Annotated in this window: 19 protein-coding genes; 1 reads left to right on the top strand and 18 read right to left on the bottom strand. The window is 38.5% G+C overall.

What is annotated here, in order from left to right:
* Positions 1–261: 261 nt before the first annotated feature.
* The 16 genes from EO117_RS01660 to EO117_RS01580 form a co-directional block, all read right to left on the bottom strand.
* Positions 262–735, bottom strand: a complete 474-nt coding sequence (locus EO117_RS01660) for a DUF2004 domain-containing protein (protein WP_126938783.1) — start codon at positions 733–735, stop codon at positions 262–264.
* Positions 736–989: 254 nt separating this feature from the next.
* Entirely contained in the window at positions 990–1703 is a 714-nt protein-coding gene (locus tag EO117_RS01650; protein WP_126938782.1) for a DUF4241 domain-containing protein, read from the bottom strand.
* Between the two features lie 272 nt (positions 1704–1975).
* Positions 1976–2749, bottom strand: a complete 774-nt coding sequence (locus EO117_RS01645; RefSeq protein ID WP_126938781.1) for an ABC transporter ATP-binding protein — start codon at positions 2747–2749, stop codon at positions 1976–1978.
* The gene (locus tag EO117_RS01640) at positions 2749–3711 is read right to left on the bottom strand and encodes a FecCD family ABC transporter permease (RefSeq protein ID WP_371413063.1); all 963 of its coding nucleotides are present in this window, start codon (positions 3709–3711) and stop codon (positions 2749–2751) included. The genes EO117_RS01645 and EO117_RS01640 overlap by 1 nt, the downstream gene beginning before the upstream one ends.
* 35 nt (positions 3712–3746) lie before the next feature.
* Positions 3747–4412: a precorrin-8X methylmutase gene (locus EO117_RS01635; protein ID WP_062402575.1), complete on the bottom strand. Its 666-nt coding sequence runs from the start codon at positions 4410–4412 to the stop codon at positions 3747–3749.
* Positions 4399–5175 (bottom strand): precorrin-6A reductase, encoded by a 777-nt coding sequence (gene cobK, locus EO117_RS01630; RefSeq protein WP_126938779.1) that lies wholly within the window; start codon positions 5173–5175, stop codon positions 4399–4401. The genes EO117_RS01635 and cobK overlap by 14 nt, the downstream gene beginning before the upstream one ends.
* Complete coding sequence (cobJ, locus tag EO117_RS01625) at positions 5172–5861, bottom strand: precorrin-3B C(17)-methyltransferase (RefSeq protein WP_371413062.1); 690 nt, start codon at positions 5859–5861, stop codon at positions 5172–5174. Before cobJ ends, cobK begins: the two co-directional genes overlap by 4 nt.
* Before the next feature lie 20 nt (positions 5862–5881).
* Entirely contained in the window at positions 5882–6958 is a 1077-nt protein-coding gene (locus EO117_RS01620) for a cobalt-precorrin 5A hydrolase (protein WP_126938777.1), read from the bottom strand.
* Positions 6958–7716: a precorrin-4 C(11)-methyltransferase gene (gene cobM, locus EO117_RS01615; protein ID WP_126938776.1), complete on the bottom strand. Its 759-nt coding sequence runs from the start codon at positions 7714–7716 to the stop codon at positions 6958–6960. The genes EO117_RS01620 and cobM overlap by 1 nt, the downstream gene beginning before the upstream one ends.
* Before the next feature lies 1 nt (position 7717).
* The gene (gene cbiT / locus EO117_RS01610; protein ID WP_126938775.1) at positions 7718–8299 is read right to left on the bottom strand and encodes a precorrin-6Y C5,15-methyltransferase (decarboxylating) subunit CbiT; all 582 of its coding nucleotides are present in this window, start codon (positions 8297–8299) and stop codon (positions 7718–7720) included.
* On the bottom strand, positions 8296–8922 hold the full coding sequence (gene cbiE / locus EO117_RS01605) for a precorrin-6y C5,15-methyltransferase (decarboxylating) subunit CbiE (RefSeq protein WP_126938774.1): 627 nt from the start codon (positions 8920–8922) through the stop codon (positions 8296–8298). The genes cbiT and cbiE overlap by 4 nt, the downstream gene beginning before the upstream one ends.
* The gene (gene cbiD, locus EO117_RS01600; protein ID WP_126938773.1) at positions 8898–10016 is read right to left on the bottom strand and encodes a cobalt-precorrin-5B (C(1))-methyltransferase CbiD; all 1119 of its coding nucleotides are present in this window, start codon (positions 10014–10016) and stop codon (positions 8898–8900) included. The genes cbiE and cbiD overlap by 25 nt, the downstream gene beginning before the upstream one ends.
* 54 nt (positions 10017–10070) lie before the next feature.
* A complete protein-coding gene (locus EO117_RS01595) occupies positions 10071–10565 on the bottom strand; it encodes a YajQ family cyclic di-GMP-binding protein (RefSeq protein WP_062402554.1) in 495 nt (164 codons plus the stop codon).
* Between the two features lie 180 nt (positions 10566–10745).
* On the bottom strand, positions 10746–10958 hold the full coding sequence (gene rpoZ, locus EO117_RS01590; protein WP_009354099.1) for a DNA-directed RNA polymerase subunit omega: 213 nt from the start codon (positions 10956–10958) through the stop codon (positions 10746–10748).
* 30 nt (positions 10959–10988) lie between these two features.
* Complete coding sequence (gmk, locus tag EO117_RS01585; RefSeq protein WP_126938772.1) at positions 10989–11621, bottom strand: guanylate kinase; 633 nt, start codon at positions 11619–11621, stop codon at positions 10989–10991.
* Positions 11622–11645: 24 nt separating this feature from the next.
* Positions 11646–12527 carry a YicC/YloC family endoribonuclease gene (locus EO117_RS01580; RefSeq protein WP_126938771.1) on the bottom strand — a complete coding sequence of 294 codons (882 nt, stop codon included), beginning with the start codon at positions 12525–12527 and terminating at the stop codon, positions 11646–11648.
* 486 nt (positions 12528–13013) lie between these two features.
* Between EO117_RS01580 and EO117_RS01575 the strand changes: the two genes are divergently transcribed.
* Positions 13014–14741 carry an NFACT family protein gene (locus EO117_RS01575; protein ID WP_126938770.1) on the top strand — a complete coding sequence of 576 codons (1728 nt, stop codon included), beginning with the start codon at positions 13014–13016 and terminating at the stop codon, positions 14739–14741.
* A gap of 155 nt (positions 14742–14896) precedes the next feature.
* Here EO117_RS01575 and EO117_RS01570 read toward each other — a convergent pair whose 3' ends face one another.
* A complete protein-coding gene (locus EO117_RS01570; RefSeq protein WP_126938769.1) occupies positions 14897–15736 on the bottom strand; it encodes an Rpn family recombination-promoting nuclease/putative transposase in 840 nt (279 codons plus the stop codon).
* A gap of 77 nt (positions 15737–15813) precedes the next feature.
* Positions 15814–17160 carry an adenosylmethionine--8-amino-7-oxononanoate transaminase gene (gene bioA, locus EO117_RS01565; protein ID WP_126938768.1) on the bottom strand — a complete coding sequence of 449 codons (1347 nt, stop codon included), beginning with the start codon at positions 17158–17160 and terminating at the stop codon, positions 15814–15816.
* Positions 17161–17330: the final 170 nt, after the last annotated feature.

Here is a 17330-nt window from a genome sequence, read left to right as displayed (position 1 = left end):
TATAGCAATCTATATACTGTATAGCATGCATTTTATTTTGCTATCTTGTTGCTTTCATTCTCAACTATTTACAAATTATAAGCAGTTCACTTTCTTCTCCTTTTAATCTCTTCTGAATTGATTTCGTACCTATATGTTACTTCAAACTTCCTATTTCGTCTTCTACTTGCAATTTAAGTGCATTTTATATCGTCAAAATTGTACATTCTTATATTGACATTTACACAAAATATTCTAATAGTTACCCTTTAATTTTAAATTTTAACTTTCCCAAGAAATATCTATAATATCAAGACTATCATTAAATTTAACAGCTAAAATTTCATCACTTTCTTCTGGAGAAATCATATAATCTACAATCATTACATTCTCTCCATCTGTCCATAATCCAATATTCGTAACTTTCATACATTGTACAAATTCATTTACACCTTCTGGTAAATCAAGTCCTAATTCTTCTTTATGAAATGTAATATATGTATTATCTTCTAATAGATATTCTCCTATTACTTTTCTAGCTTTTATGTTATATTCACCAAAATTTTGTAAAAACTTCGTAAAATTATCTAATAACTCTGTTGTGATTTTAGCTGGTTTACCATACCAAAGTGTTGTATTAATTCCATTTACCTCTTCTTCCCACAATACAACAACATCATTACTAAATCCCATACCATCGTCTAATCCATTTACTAAATCTAATTCTCCAAAAAAATCATGTTTTATTTTTTCCATATTCTACCTCATTACAACTTTTATTTATTCTGTAAATTCACTTGTTACATCTATCCATTTTTCTGCATCAATCTCTTCATCGTTTAAATGCTTTTCAAGATAAGAAATAATAGTTTCTGATTTATCAAAGAAAGCTTGATAATGCTTAAAGTTCTTTTTATGTTCATATTTTCTATATTCTATTATGTAAAAATCTAATTCATCTATAGCATTTGCTTCATTATTTAAATTAGACTTTTTATCCCCCTTTGAAATTAATTTATCGGTATATACTCTAAAACAATATCACAAAGATTTTCCTTTTCATCATACCCAAAATATACTGGATACTGTCCATCTCCAAAACCAGACTGAATCATAGGAATTGATAAATCTGTATTAGGAATTTTAAAGTTTATCCAGTCTCCATCTTCTCTTTGAAATTTTGGATATTTCATGGCATTTTCTTTAAATTCCTTTGCAAAAAAATCATTATAAATATTTTTTTCAGTATTTTCTTTACACCACTGCTCTACAAAATCACAATATTTATCTCTTGTTTCTACATCAACTATAGTTGCCAATCCTGCATCAACCATAAATCCAAAAATACTTTCATTATCTACATCTTCTAGGTTTTCATCGCCTTTTAAAGCTTCGTAATAAATCACAGGCTTATATTCATTAAATTTTACTCTTGTAAGTACATAACGATAGTGTTCTTCTTCGATTTCTGCTACTAAAGTTTCAATGCTATACTTTCCTATTGGTACTTTTGTTAAGTAAGGTTTTTCTACTCTAGTCAGCCAAACCAAAGGATCTCTTACCAAAATTTCTCCCGTAGGAAATATAAGTTCTCCCATTTCTAAAACAAATAATTTTTTCCCATGAATTTCATTTTTTTCAAAAACTTCTGCATAGTTCATAGGGGCAACTAATAAATGTTTTACTGTTTCATATTTTTCAATCCATTCTTTTGTTGTATTCATATATACTCCTTTAAAAATTTATCGTCCTACCCTATTCCTAATCTTTCACCACTTATTTTAAAAATAGTATCCACACCCATATCAAACATCTTATTTTTGAAAATTATTTGTCAATTTTACTCATTAATATACCGTTATTGTATCATAGAATTATTATTTTATATACTAACACCATCAGTACATATCCCAACTCAAAAAAATCGGCATAGCCAATGGTTATGACTATGCCAATATAAAAAGTTATAGATTTCTTGTTAAGTTTTGCTTAAGTACTACAGCAACCCCTGTATCCGTATATAAGGAAACTCTCTTACTTCTACATCTGTTCTAACAGCAAATACTTTTTCTAGTAATTCTTCTGTCATTACATCTTTTGGTGATCCATCGGCCAAGATATGCCCTTGATAGAGTACACCGACCCGATGGGAATATTGTGCCGCTTGGTTCAATTCATGAAGAACCATGACAACTGTTAACCCTTCACGGCGATTTAAGTCTTGTAACAGTTCCATAATCTCCAACTGGTGATTAATATCTAAGTAGGTGGTTGGTTCATCTAAAATCAATACCTTTGGTTCTTGAGCTAAGGCCATAGCAATCCATACCCGTTGCCGTTCTCCACCAGATAAGGAAGATACTAGCTGATTCCGTAAATGACTCACTTGTGTGGCCTCTAGGGCAGCATCTACCACTTCTGTATCATGGGATCCTTGTTGCTTCCACCAAGATTGATATGGGAATCGACCACAGTTAACGAGTTCTTCTACTAACATATCTTTTGGGATAGAAGGCACTTGTGGTAAAAATGCCATATATCTAGCTAATTCTTTATTAGAATAGCCCTTTGCCTCTTTCCCTGCAATTTGGATGGTTCCGGTACTTTTAATGGCACTAGTAATGGCATGTAATAATGTACTTTTACCACAACCATTAGGACCGATTAAGGTAGCGATTTCCCCTTCATAGACGGTCCAATCGATGCCCTTTAAGACTTCTTTTTCCCCGAAGGAGACACGACAATCTTTCACAGAAATTACTGGTTTCATTAGTCATCCCTCCTCAATAAATACAAGAAGAATGGCGCACCAAAGAAAGCCATAATAATACCCACTGGAATTTCAATTGGGCTAAATAACGTACGCCCCACAGTATCGCTAATAACTAGCACAAAAGCTCCTAAGAAGGCAGAGCCCGGCAATAGGAATCGATAATCTGTGCCCAACATCATGCGCGCAATGTGCGGAATAATCAATCCTACGAAACCAATCAAACCTGCCACCGATACAGCACTCGCCGCCAATAATGCCGCCACGGCAGTCATCATAAACCGTGTTTTTTCAACGGCTAAGCCTAAACTGCGTGCTGTTTCATCACCTAAACTGAGTATGGTCAATCGTTTTGCTCCTAAGAAAGCAAATAACAAGCCACCTATGGTATAAGGAATTAAGATATACACTTGTGGCCAACTACGAGCAGCAAGACCACCTACCATCCATAATAAAGCCCCTTGTACGCGATCACCATAGAACACGAGAAGGGCAGATATCATGGACCCTAGAAATGCAGCTACGGCTACGCCAGCTAAGATAATACGACTCGGACGTATGCCCTGTTTCCAGGCTAAGGCATATACAAGAATAGCTGCCGTCAAAGCGCCAATAAAGGCGATGAATGGCACTGCATATTCTAGGTAAGGAAATAAAATTAATACTATGACACCAGCTAATCCTGCACCTGAGGAAACCCCTACGATTTGCGGATCTGCTAATGGATTTTTCATAACTGCTTGTAAGATAGCACCTGCTACAGCTAGATTCGAGCCTACTAGGGCCGCTACTATATTCCTCGGTAAGCGAATGTTCCATATGACTAGTGAGTTCGTATCAGATAAAGTGGGAGACCACAATGTATGCCATATTTGAGCCAATGTAGTCTGGGCGGACCCAAATACTAATGATAAGATGAGGGCAGCAATCGCTGCTGCCCCAAACACTAGAACGAGAAACATACGCCATGCATTGCGTGTTTGACTCGTTCTATTCATTATTTCTTTTCTTTTCCTTCTACAAATAACATATCGTTACGTTTTACATCTGTGTAGAACAATGCGTTAACAACGGATGCAGCAATGGAGCTACCACCTTTGTTACCTTGGATTGTAATATAAGGAACTGGAGATACTTCTGCTAAATAATCCTTAGATTCTGCAGCACCTACGAAGCCTACTGGAATACCGATGATTAAAGCGGGACGAATACCTTCTTCTAAGGCAAGGCGCAATACTTCGTATAAAGCAGTCGGTGCATTACCGATCGCCACGATTTGACCTTCTAATTGTTTACCAAATGTACGCATAGCCGCAATAGAGCGTGTTACACCTAATTCTTTTGCCATTTCTGCTACTTTTTCATCACGAATTAAGCAATGTGCTTCACTGTTGTGAAGCTTCAATGCTGGTTTAGAAATACCTGTGCGCACCATTTCCACATCAGTGTAAACATGAGCGCCATTATTCACAGCTGCAATACCTGCAGCTACAGCACCTTCACTAGTACGGAATAATTTCGCATATTCTACGTCACCAGACGCATGGATAGTACGAGATACCACACGAATTTCGTCTTCAGTAAATCCCATGTCTTTCACATATGGGTAAATAATTTCCATACTTTTATCTTCAATTGCTTTCGGGTTTTTAATGTAATCCATCGTAATCCTCCCATAGGGTTTTAAATTCTTCTACTGTTGAAATTGTCACTGCCCCTTTTGCCGGTGTTGGGCGATCAATAACAATGACATGAACATCTAAATCGATAGCAGCTTGTAGCTTAGTATCTGAACCTCCTACAAGGCCAGAGTTCTTCATCACTACTACCTCTGCTTTTGTATCTTGGAACATCACCTTATTCATGTCATAAGAAAATGGTCCTTGCATAGCGATGGTATGCTTAGGAGAGACACCTAAGTCTTCCATCATTTGTAGCACTTCCGCCGTTGGTAACACACGGGTCCATACTTCTGCATCTTGTAGAGCTTCAGACTTGGCAAAGACATGCATGGTCTTACTACCTGTTGTCAGATATACCACTTTACCTAGCTTACCTGCTAAGGTAGCTGCCTCCTCTTCATTGCTCACATGGTGTAATTTATCATACGCTGGTAACGGAACTTCTTTCCGTTCAAATCGAATGAAAGGAATCTCCATATCTGCTGCTGCCTCACGTGCTGTGGCTGTCACAATTGCTGCATAAGGATGGCTCGCATCGATGAGCATGGTAATCCCTTTATTTTGAATGAGAGCTTTCATCTCTTCTAAATTCAATCGTCCTTCATGCACTTCAATGCCTGGATGGGATGCCAATTGTGCACCATATTGGCTCACCACAGACACCAACACCGGTAATCCCGTATGCTCTTGCACAGACACCGCCAAGTTACGACCATCCAATGTGCCCGCTATAACCCAAATCACAGTTTATATCCTCGTGGAGTAATAATTTTACCATTTTCCACATAGGTTTGGCTATTACCAATGATAACTAATGTTTGCATATCAATTTCTTCTTTGTGGAAATGTTCTAAATCAGAAATAATAATATGTTGACCTTGACGGCCTGCTTTTTGAACAATGCCTACTGGTGTGTTAGGATCACGATGTTGTAAAACTAATTCACGTACTTCATCTAAATGAGTGATACGTTTTTTACTGCGTGGGTTGTATAAAGCAATAACCATATCACCTTCTGCACATAGAGCGGCACGTTTTTTGATTAAATCCCATGGTGTCATCAAATCACTTAAGCTGATGACAGCAAAGTCATGCATTAATGGAGCACCCAATACGGCTGCCGCCATATTCACAGCACTTAAACCTGGTACGATATGTACAGGTGGACGTTTCTCCTCTGCTACTTTATTAGCCAATTCAATGACAAGACCGGCCATGCCGTATACACCAGGGTCACCACTGGATACTACCACCACTTTGTAACCTTCTACAGCCAAATTAACTGCTTGTTGGCAACGATCTACCTCTTGCATCATACCTGTACCTACAGTTACTTTGTCTGCTACAAGGTCTTGAATTAAGTCTAAATATGTAAGATACCCTACCACACGGTCTGCTTGTAAAATCGCTTCACGCGCTTCTGGCGTCATAAACTCAGGATTACCAGGGCCTATTCCGATAACTTGCAATGAACCCGTGCAATGGCTACGGTTGTTCTCGGAAATATTGTTTTGTGCTGCAGTAGCTCCTGCCCCTGCGCTAATAATAATGCTGTCGTTTCGCATACGTTTCCTACTCCTATAGTTTCTTTAACAAAATTTGATTCTATAATTTGTGCCTCTTCAATACAAGGGGCCATTTCTTCTTGTGTGTAAAATTGGATAGGCCATTTGAGCTCTTCCATGGCTTCCAATAATCCTACTTCATCAGCTTTTACGATAACTGAGGCCGCTCCTTTCACACTTAATGGGGACCGTCCTATATTTTGCAATGATTCTGCTACGGCTGAAAGTATCAATTCCTTCGGTGTATCACGGCGACATCCGATACCTACCGTCATAGTCGGTGGACGCAACACCAGTGCAACACCTATACAATCAATGGTTCTATCCGTAATGACAACCTTTGGCTCATCCCCCCATGGAAATATTTCCTCTGGATGAAAGAGAGCATAGTCCACTTGATGTGCTTGCACAGCTGGCTCAAAGTCATCTGCCAAGGTACTATCCAAATAATATTTAACAGCATCACCATTGACGATAGCTGCATTCACCTTAATAAGCATGGAAAAGTCTTCCACCTTGGCGCCTATCTTACGAGCCAATACATCTGGTGCGGGCAACTGATTCACATCTGTCGCGGTTGTAATCACCGGCGTAGCACCAGTAATCATAGCCACTTCACTGGTCCATTCATTGGCACCCCCTAAGTGACCAGATAATAGGCTAATCACAAAATGACCACCTTCATCCATCACTAAAATGGCTGGATCTTCTGATTTATGCTTAATGAAAGGCGCAATCATGCGTACCACAATGCCTGTAGCCATGATGAATAAGATACGATCATATTCTTTCCACAATTGCTCAATATGCAGTTTCAAGGAAGAAAAGGATATGGCTGTGTCTCCACTTTCACGTTCTTCTTTTTCATAACAATCTACCACATGGTCTTGTACGTAAGCACTGCGCACTTGTTGCCCAAGCTTAGCCCCACGTTTTGTAACAGATACTATAGCAACCTTCATTACTTAGCATCCCGATACATATGAGCAAAGCCTTTGTCATAGAGCTTAGACAATTCGTAATCTGTGTCTAATACACGGCTTACTACAATCATAGCCTGACGAATAACGCCCTCTTCTGCTACCACATCAGCAATGGTTTCTAATGTACCACGAATGATGCGTTGATCTGGCCAAGATGCTTTCACTACGATGGCTACTGGTGTCGTTTTGTCATAGCCACCTTCGATTAGCTCTTCTGCTACCTTGTCAATCATTTGAACAGACAAGAAAATACACATAGTAGCACCATGACTAGCCAGCATAGATAATTTTTCTTTCTCTGGCATAGGTGTTCTGCCTTCCATACGCGTGATAATCACAGTTTGCGTTACATTGGGCAATGTATACTCTTGTTGCAAAGCTGCTGCCGTTGCTAAAAAGGAACTTACCCCTGGTGTTACATCAAAAGTGATTCCCATTTCTTTTAACGCATCCATTTGTTCTTGGATGGCTCCATAGATTGCAGGATCACCTGTGTGTAATCGAACCACTGTTTTACCTTCTGCTACACGCGCTTTTGTCACTGCTAATACATCATCTAAGCTCATAGAGGCAGAATTGTGAATTTCACAACTTTCTTTGCAAGCTTCTAAAATAGCTGGATTGACCAAAGAGCCTGCGTAAATCACTACATCTGCTTCTTGCACCAATCGATATCCCTTGCGGGTAATTAATTCTGAATCTCCAGGGCCAGCGCCCACAATATGCACTTGTGCCATATTATGCCTCCTGTTTCACTGCAGTAACGATAAAAATAGGGCTCAATGGATTTAATAAATGATATGGACCAGCTTTTCTGAAACGACTCACTTGCATTTGAAATCCTTCATAGGTATATGGTCTACCTTTTAATTCTTTCAAAATGGTATACCCTGTTTCCATAGTCACGGCTGTTACCACAAGACGACCGCCCACCTTTAACAAGCGTGTCGCTTCGTCCATAATGGTGCCCATACCACCAGCGCTACCGCCGATAATAACAGCATCTAATTCTGGCAAATCTTCCATGCCTTCTGGCGCTTTGGCCTCAATAATTGTTAAGTTTTTCACACCAAATTTTTCTTGATTTTGGCGAATTAAATCTGTCGCTTTTTCAAAGCGTTCTATGGCATACACATGTCCTTTAGGAGCTCCTAAAGCAGCTTCGATAGAAATCGAACCTGTACCGGCCCCTACATCAAGAACTACGCTATCCTCTTCAATGCGGGCTTCATTCATAACAACCATGCGAATTTCTTTTTTCGTCATGGGCACATCGCCACGAATAAATTCCTCGTCTTCAATTCCAAAAAAATGTCTCATCCTAATACCACCATCACGGAGTGACCAAAGCCCTCCAATATCTGTAATTCTTCTAATGTACCGCGTTCAATACGCTCATCATCATAACTTAATCGCTCGCAAGCAGCTGCTTTTGTATCCTTTGGCCAACCATGCTCTTCGATTAAATATCTTGCAATATAAGCAGGATTTTGCTCAGGATCTGTTAGGAACCCTAACTTACGCCCTTTCTTATAATATAAGTCTTTCTCTTCTGGTCGACGACCATGAAAGCTCATTAAATCTGCATTATGCCAGACCTCACCAAGTCTAGCAAAGGCAAATGTCATGGAGCTAATTCCTGGTGTTACATCAATAGGATTGTTAGGAAACTTAGTTTTTAAATACGGTAATAAAGAATAATATCCTGTATCACCGCTGACTAAGACTACAATGTCATTGGATTGTAGTTGCTGTCCCATCCACTCTGCCATAGGCGCTAATTTCGCTATGGGAAAGGTCAACTGACCAGGCTGAGCAAAATCTTCTAAGGCCCGTTCACTTCCTACCAGAACCTTAGCCTCTTTGATAAGATGTAATCCTCTAGGTACTACATACTCTGGATTCCCAGGGCCAATACCTACGACATACAAGGTATGTGCCATGATTCTTCTTCTCCTATTTTCTTCGCTACCTCATCGACAGCCAATATAGTGCCATCTAAGGTAGATATGATAATACCAACGTTTGCCTCTTGCGCAATATATCGCATAGAACGCAAAGACGCCCGATCCGCTACGCGTTGATAAATGCCCTCTAGGTGTTCCCGTTCTATAATTGGCATAGCCGCTTCTGTGGTGCGACAGTCCATTAATTCTTCGCACACCTGTTGAGATGCCCCTTCTAAGGCTGCATAGGCAACAATCGTTTCCATACGTCCATCACTCATGCGATTATGGGTATGAAAGCTACCGCTAGCCAATTTAATAATTTTACCAATGTGACCAATAATAAGAATATTTTTAAAGCCAATTTTTACACATTGTTCTAACATAAAGCCAATAAAATTACTTGTTTCTGCCATTTGGTTGATAGAAACACCCAGCTGCTCTTTCGCAATTTCTTGTCCTATACGCCCCGGTACCAGGATAGCCGTTGTATAGCCAGCTTCTTTCATGACACGTAATTGCGGTACTAAGGAGTTTTTGAACCCTTCTTCACTCATAGGTTTTACAATACCTGTTGTACCAATAATAGAAATACCGCCTTCAATACCAAGAGTGCCATTCAAGGTTTTTCTAGCCAAGGTTTCCCCCGCTGGTACGGACACTTTCACATGAATGCCCATCCCCTTTGGTACGAGATCGTCGAACACATAGGAAATCATCGTTCTAGGGCCTGGATTGATAGCAGGTTCACCTACCGGTAAAGCCAGTCCAGGTTTAGTTATGGTTCCTACACCAAACCCAGATTCATAAGTAATGGTACCAGATTGATTGAGTGTCACCGTAGTTACAATATCCGTACCATGTGTGACATCCGGATCATCACCACCGTCTTTCACAACTGTTACCATTGCCTCTGATGGAGATACCACTTCTACCTTCGCAATGGGTACATCAATGAAAGCACCTTGAGGGTTTCGTATAGAAACTTGATCCACGATTTCTTCTTCGATTAGGGCTAAGAGTCCAGCTTTTACCCCTGCTGTTGCGCAGGAACCAGTAGTGTATCCACCCCGCATATCTTCTACATTCATAGTCCCTCACATGATAAAATAGGAGCATCTATTCGGTGATGCTCCTCTATTTGGTTAAGAACGGAAATTCACAAATTGTAATTCCACAGGTAAATCTTGTTCACGAAGCATAGTAATCACTGCTTGCAACTGATCTTTATCTTTTCCTGCTACACGTACTTGGTCTTCCATAATTTGAGCTGTCACTTTTAATTTCATGTTTTTGATGAGTTTTACCACATCTTTAGCAACCTCTTTAGATATGCCATTTTTGATAGTCACAACTTGACGAACAGTGCCACCAGATGCTGGTTCAATTTTACCATACTCCAAGTTTTTAATAGCCACATTACGTTTAACCATTTTGCCTTTTAGCACATCGATGATAGCCCCTAATTTATATTCATCATCACAATGAATTTTAATAGTATCACCATCGTGTTCTATATCTGCTTTACTATTACGGAAATCGTAGCGTGTGCCGATTTCTTTTTTCGCTTGATTGACTGCATTATCTACTTCTTGCATATCTACTTCAGATACTACGTCAAATGAACAATCTTTAGCCATATAAACCTCCAATAATTATTTACATGAACAGTTTAATTATACCCTACTTCCCTTATATTTTCTACTTTTATAGTGTGCTTTTATTATAGCTTTTAGGAATGTAGTATACGCAGAAAAAATACCTAATGAATACAGCTTTGATTTCTCTACTCATTAGGCATCTACTATTATTATATCAATTTATTTAACACCATCTTTTGTACGTTCAAAACCTACTTGCTCTGCGGCGATTTCATACAAAGCAATAGACACTGGATTTTCCGTTCCAACTTCACCTACAAGGGATGGATCTCCATCAGTCAATTCACGAGCACGCTTAGCTGCTAATGTTACCAACGTGTATTTGCTATCCACTTGTTTTTCCAAATCTTTTAAATGCGGTTCTACCATCATAATGAAAGTCTCCTTTATCTACTTATTATATTATTGTTGTTCTTGCTCATTACTATATCGCTTATAAATGTATTGAATCTTTTCTTTGTTACGACTAATCTTACAGGTCTCTGCTCGTAGGATGGATGCCGTTCGTTCAATAGCATCTTCTAAGTCATCGTTCACTACAATGTAATCGTAACGATGTGCCAAAGCTAACTCAGAACAAGCCAACGATAACCGTTTATGAATCACTTCCTTATCATCTGTACCACGACCATGTAGGCGAGATGTCAACACATCTAAGGATGGCGGCACAACGTAGATAAAGACAGCATCGCTGTAGGATTCTTTTACCTTCATAGCACCTTGTATATCAATCTCCAAAATCACGCTTTTGCCTTCTTCTAATAAGTTCATCACGTGCTCTTTCGGTGTACCATAATAATTATCGTACACTTTTGCATATTCTAAGAATGCATCTTCTTTGATTAACTTTTCAAATGTATCTACATCTCGGAAGAAATAGCTAATGCCCTCTTCTTCACCCACTCGTGGTTGACGTGTGGTCATCGATACAGAATAGACCAAATTTGGCATTTGTTTGCGGAGTTCTGCACAAATCGTGCCTTTTCCTGCCCCAGATGGTCCTGAAATGACGATTAATATTCCTTTATCAGACATGATAGCTCCAGTACTACTTACACATTATTCTATATTTTGAATTTGTTCTCTTACTTTTTCTAACTCCACCTTCAATTGTACAACAGTGTCTACAATGGTGATTTCATTCCCTTTGGATCCCATTGTATTCACCTCACGGTTCATTTCTTGTAACAAGAAATCTAACTTACGTCCAATAGGCCCTTCTTCCTCAAGTATTTCCTTTAATTGTACCACATGTGAAGCAAATCGGGCAATCTCTTCCGATATATCTACTTTATCTGAAAGTATGGCCACCTCTTGCATAAACCGTTCTTCTTGAAAGTCTACGCCCACTTTATCTAGCATTGTCTGGATTCGTTGTAATAAGCGCTCTTCATGGTGCGCTAAGGCTATGTCTCTCCGACTTTCCATGTAAGCAAATAATGTTTCAATTCCTTGAAGGCGTTTCGTAATATCCTCTTTCATCGCAATGCCTTCTTTGGCACGCATCGCAAGAACACCGTCTATAGCTAATTTTGTGGCTTCTTCTAAGGCACGTCCTATAGCATCTTCATCAGTAGGTGGTTCTTCTATAGTAATCCAGTCAGAAGAAATGGACATGATGGAAGATAAAGGGACCTCTTTCACATCTGCATAGAATCCCTCTTCTACCAAGAATTGTTTAATTTGTCCACATAAGGCACGATTCATAGACAAGTCTTTTTCTTGTTCACCAGATTCTTTATAGAGGATAGACACCTCTACCTTACCACGGTGAAAAGCAGATTGGATTAACCGCCGTACTTTGTCTTCAAAGGTATTAAATTGTTTGGGACTTTTAATGGCAATATCACAATACCTTGTGTTTACCGTTTTGATTTCTACTTGGAAACTTCCTGTTTCCGTAGTCACTATGCCGCGACCAAAGCCTGTCATACTGTTCATGGATTTACCTCGCGTTCCGATCTATTTCTTATCTTTCAGTATAGCACGGTAGACGTAAAAATAAAACGTTTTATTTGCTCTAATCTATACCTACCATCACGTTACTATAGTTAGAAGTTTTATTTCACTACTAATCCGGATATGCATTATCCTTATCTTATATATTGCTCTCAATGCAACATCAAGTTTAACGATATCTCTATTCAGCTATATTTTGGGTGTCATACCTTTAATTCAAAAGCTACCTATATCTACTAGTACTAGATTAGTGTATACTAGTATAGGGATGTTTTTTAAAATTTATTCTCTTCCTAATAAATAGCATATATGCATGGTATCCTTAGTAATATACCATGTAATATCAATCATTTTTGTAATCTTATATAGAAATAGTTATTTCTTTTGTACAGTATCGAAGTATGATTTCACTAATATATTACACTTTCAGATATAACAATACGATACACCTATAACGAAAGGATTCTCATGAATTTAGATGGTTTAACATTGTCTGTATTAATACGAGAACTGAACGAGCAGGTCGGAAACGGTCAGATTCAACGTATTCAGCAGATTGATAAAACAAGTATACTTTTAAAAATTAATACACCTACCACAAGTCCCTACTTGGTGATTACTGTAGGAAGCGCTCCGTCTATCTATGTAACAGACAAGATTGTAGATGCTCCAAAGGAGCCCACGTCTCTTATTATGTATTTACGGAAACATATTGAAGGAGCTCGCATTACCAATATCGAGCAACTTCACGGGGACCGTATCATCCGCATCACTGCCGACAAATTAGGCTTAGATGGTTCCATCGTTGTAAACGAAATCTATGTAGAACTCATGGGCAAATATTCCAACTGTATATTCGTGCAAGATGGCATCATTTTAGAATCCCTTGTTCATGTCACACCACTTATGAATCGTGTGCGTTCAGTGGCACCTAAATTGCCCTATGAATTACCGCCTAATACATCTCGTGTGGATCTTATGCAATTCTCTGGTCCAGAAATCACACAATTACTACAATCCTTTTCCCAAGATACAGTAGGTAATACCATTCGTCATATCTTTAACGGATTTGGTCCTGTTCTATTAGATGACCTATGTTGTCGTATGGGGCTAACTTCTACGACACCGATGTCAGCGGACCTCATCAACCAAATCACGGAAGGGCTGACCCAATTACAGGCTCAACTTCTCAATGCACAAGGATTATTGCAATACACTACGGCTACTGGTAAACGCTTGTTAACGCCCATTCCTCTCTGTGAATGTTCCCCTCACACCATTGTTGACACCATACAATATGCAACGATTTCCGAGGCACTTTCACAGGATGTGGCAAAGTTAGGAGCTATTCATACGGCAGGAAAAGAGTTAGAAAAAATTATCTCCGCCGCTATCAAAAAAGAAGAAGGTCGTCATGAAAAAATTAAAGCTGAACTAGATGACACATCCAAAGCGGATATGTATAAAGCCTACGGAGACTTGCTCATGATTTACAGCTATTTACCTCACCACTATGAATCGGAAGTGACCGTACAAAATGTATTATCTGACTCAGCTGAAGATATTACCATCCCATTGGAACCACCCTTGTCCATTACAGAAAATGCGCAAGCCTATTATAAACTATATCGTAAGATGAAAAATCGTACGAAGAATGGTCAATACCAATTAGAACAAAGTGCTATGCGCCTTTCTTATTTGGAATCCATACAATACAGTTTATCTTTGGCTACGACAAAACAATCTGTTCAAGAAATTCGTAGCGAATGTGAAAGTGCTGGCATCTTACGTCAATCCAAAAAGCCGATTCCTTTCAAAATTAAGAAGGATAATTTCTTGCATTTTACTATTCCTAATGGTGACGTATATGTAGGGCAAAATAACCAACAAAACGAATACCTCACCAACCGTTGGGCTAAACCTAATGACCTATGGTTACATACACAGCATATACAAGGATCCCACGTCATTTTGCGTTCTGATGTTGAACCAGATATTAAAATGATTGAAGCCGCTGCGCAAATCGCCGCATACTTTAGCAAAGGAAAAGATACATCTAAAGTAACTGTGGACTACACCTTAGTAAAACATATTAAAAAGCCACCTGGATCACCTTTGGGATATGTCATATTTAACACCCATAATGATATTGTAGTAGAACCTAAAGCGCCTGAGGGATATATAGAAAACAACTAGTTTAGAATATCTTACATACAAGATAGCATAGCTCTTTGTAATCTAACAGATCTAATGATTCTTAACAACACAATCAAAATATAGAAAAGGCTGTAAGCATTCGTATCGTTTGCTTACAGCCTTTTTATTATTCTAATTCATTGCTTATAGAACAACTATAGCAATGCATTCATTTTACCAATTTCAGTAATTTGTTCTACTGTTAATTTTGTAATACGAGAAATCATCTCTACGGACAATTTCTCCTTAAGCATTCCAATAACAGCTTCTACCTTACCTTCAGTTCGGCCTTCTTCTCTCCCTTCTTCTCTTCCTTCTTCTCGTCCTATTTCAATTCCTTCTTTTAGCTTATTCTCCATTTCAAATGCTAAGGTCATATAATCTCGCCTCCATTCATCACATTGTTTTATCGTATGAACTTCACTATCAATCTCACACATCAGACTGTCTTCAGGTTCTTTTCCATCAATATAATCTAAAAAATATTTTAGCTCCTTAGATACATCATCCAATTCACCCTTAGTACTCAAAAAAATCTTATGAGTCCCATCATTCAAGTGTCTACGCGTATTCTGCAAACATACATTTTTAAAGTCATACTTATGAAGCTTATCTGGATATACCTCAAATGTACATATAAAAATAACGTATACATCGTTTAGTTCTGAATAGTGCTGTCCCTTTTCTAAACTATCAATATCTATGGCACTTTGATAATATCGCGCTCTTTTAATAAGCTCCTTCATATCTTTACTAGTTTGCATCTCAATGTTAAAGATAGTTCCTTTATCATCATTCACAAATACATCTAGTCGCACACTCTTGCTATCCAAGCGAACATCAATAGTCTTCTCTTCTTCCAGATATTCAATATCCTTAATATCAATATCTAAAAGCCTTTCTATCGTTTGCTTGCAAATACGTTTATTACGCATAACTTTCTGAAAGATAAAATTATCTTGTATCGTAAGTTCTTCATAAGGCTTGATAGACATAGGATTCACACTCCTTTTTCTATCTAAATTATAGCACAAAGATACTAGTTTAACGAGTTATATTTAATGACTAAAGCTTATCCCAATACATCCACCATGGCTTGTACTGTTCGTTCGATAGCAATATCGATGGTTTCTTTATCTATGGTTAACGGCGGGTTAAAGTAGATAACATTGCCTAATGGACGCAACAACAACCCTCTTTCCAATGCTTTTTTGTAGATTTGATAGCCCATTCGTAAGGAGCCATCAAAGCCTTCTTTTGTTTCTTTATTGGTAACAAGTTCAATAGCATTAATTAATCCCATACGACGGATTTCTCCTACATTGGGGTGGTTACCTAAGGCTTTCACTAAGGCATTATGCAAATAGTTTCCCATTTCCTCAGCTTGTTCTAAAATATGTTCATCCCGCAATGTATCTAATACCGCTAATGCTGCGGCACAGCCCAATGGGTTACCACTATAGGTATGACTATGCATGAATGCTTTCATCGTGTTGTAATCATCATAGAACGCCTGATAAATTTTTTCAGCCACTACTGTAATGGACATCGGCATATAACCACCAGTTAACGCTTTGGAGACAGTCATGATATCTGGAGATACTCCTGCATGATCAAAAGCGAATAGCTTACCAGTACGTCCAAATCCTGTGGCAATTTCATCAGCAATCAATAACACTCCATAACGGTCGCACAGTTCACGTAGTTTACGTAGGTATTCAGGCGGATACATTTTCATACCTGCACATCCTTGAATCAACGGCTCTACAATCACCGCTGCTAATGTGGAACCATGCTCTGCAAAGTCTTGTTCCATATGCTCAAAACATTCACAAGAACAAGTTTCACGAGTTTTATCATAAGCGCAACGATAACAGTCCGGTCCTTGAGCGTGAACAGTTTGATCCATCAACATTGGCTTATAAATTTCAGCAAACAAGTCCATACTGCCCACCGATAAAGCACCGATAGTTTCACCATGATAACTTTCACTAAGGCATAAGAATTTTTGACGCTCTGGATGACCTGTTTGGTAATGATATTGGAACGCCATTTTCAAAGCACATTCTACAGCGCCAGACCCATTATCACTGAAGTGAAACCGTGTTAATCCTTCTGGCACCACTTCTTTCAATCGTTCAGCCAAAGTGATAGCTGGACGATGGCTAAAGTTAGCGAAGATAACATGCTCCAATGTATCTAGTTGGTGTTTAATCGCCTCATTTACCTTTGGATGGCAATGGCCCAATAAATTACACCACCAAGAACTGATGATATCTATATATTCTTTTCCCTCTACATCATATAAATAGCAACCTTTTGCATGGTCGATAACAATCGGTGGCAATGTTTCATAATCTTTCATTTGAGAACATGGATGCCAAATTAATTCCAAGTCCTTTTTTGCCCAATCTTTCATGTGTATACCTATACCTCTCGCATTTTACTATACAGCTTTTACTATCATTATATTTTCTACGCTATATTTCAAACAGCAACTATATCTTATATCTGGATACTATCAGTTACTATATTCACTCTTACAATAACTTTGAAAGCTATGTATAGGAACTTGATGCTGCTGTTATA

This window comes from Veillonella sp. VA142 (assembly GCF_003992135.1).
Classification (GTDB): domain Bacteria; phylum Bacillota; class Negativicutes; order Veillonellales; family Veillonellaceae; genus F0422.
This window is presented reverse-complemented; position numbering and strand designations above follow the sequence as displayed.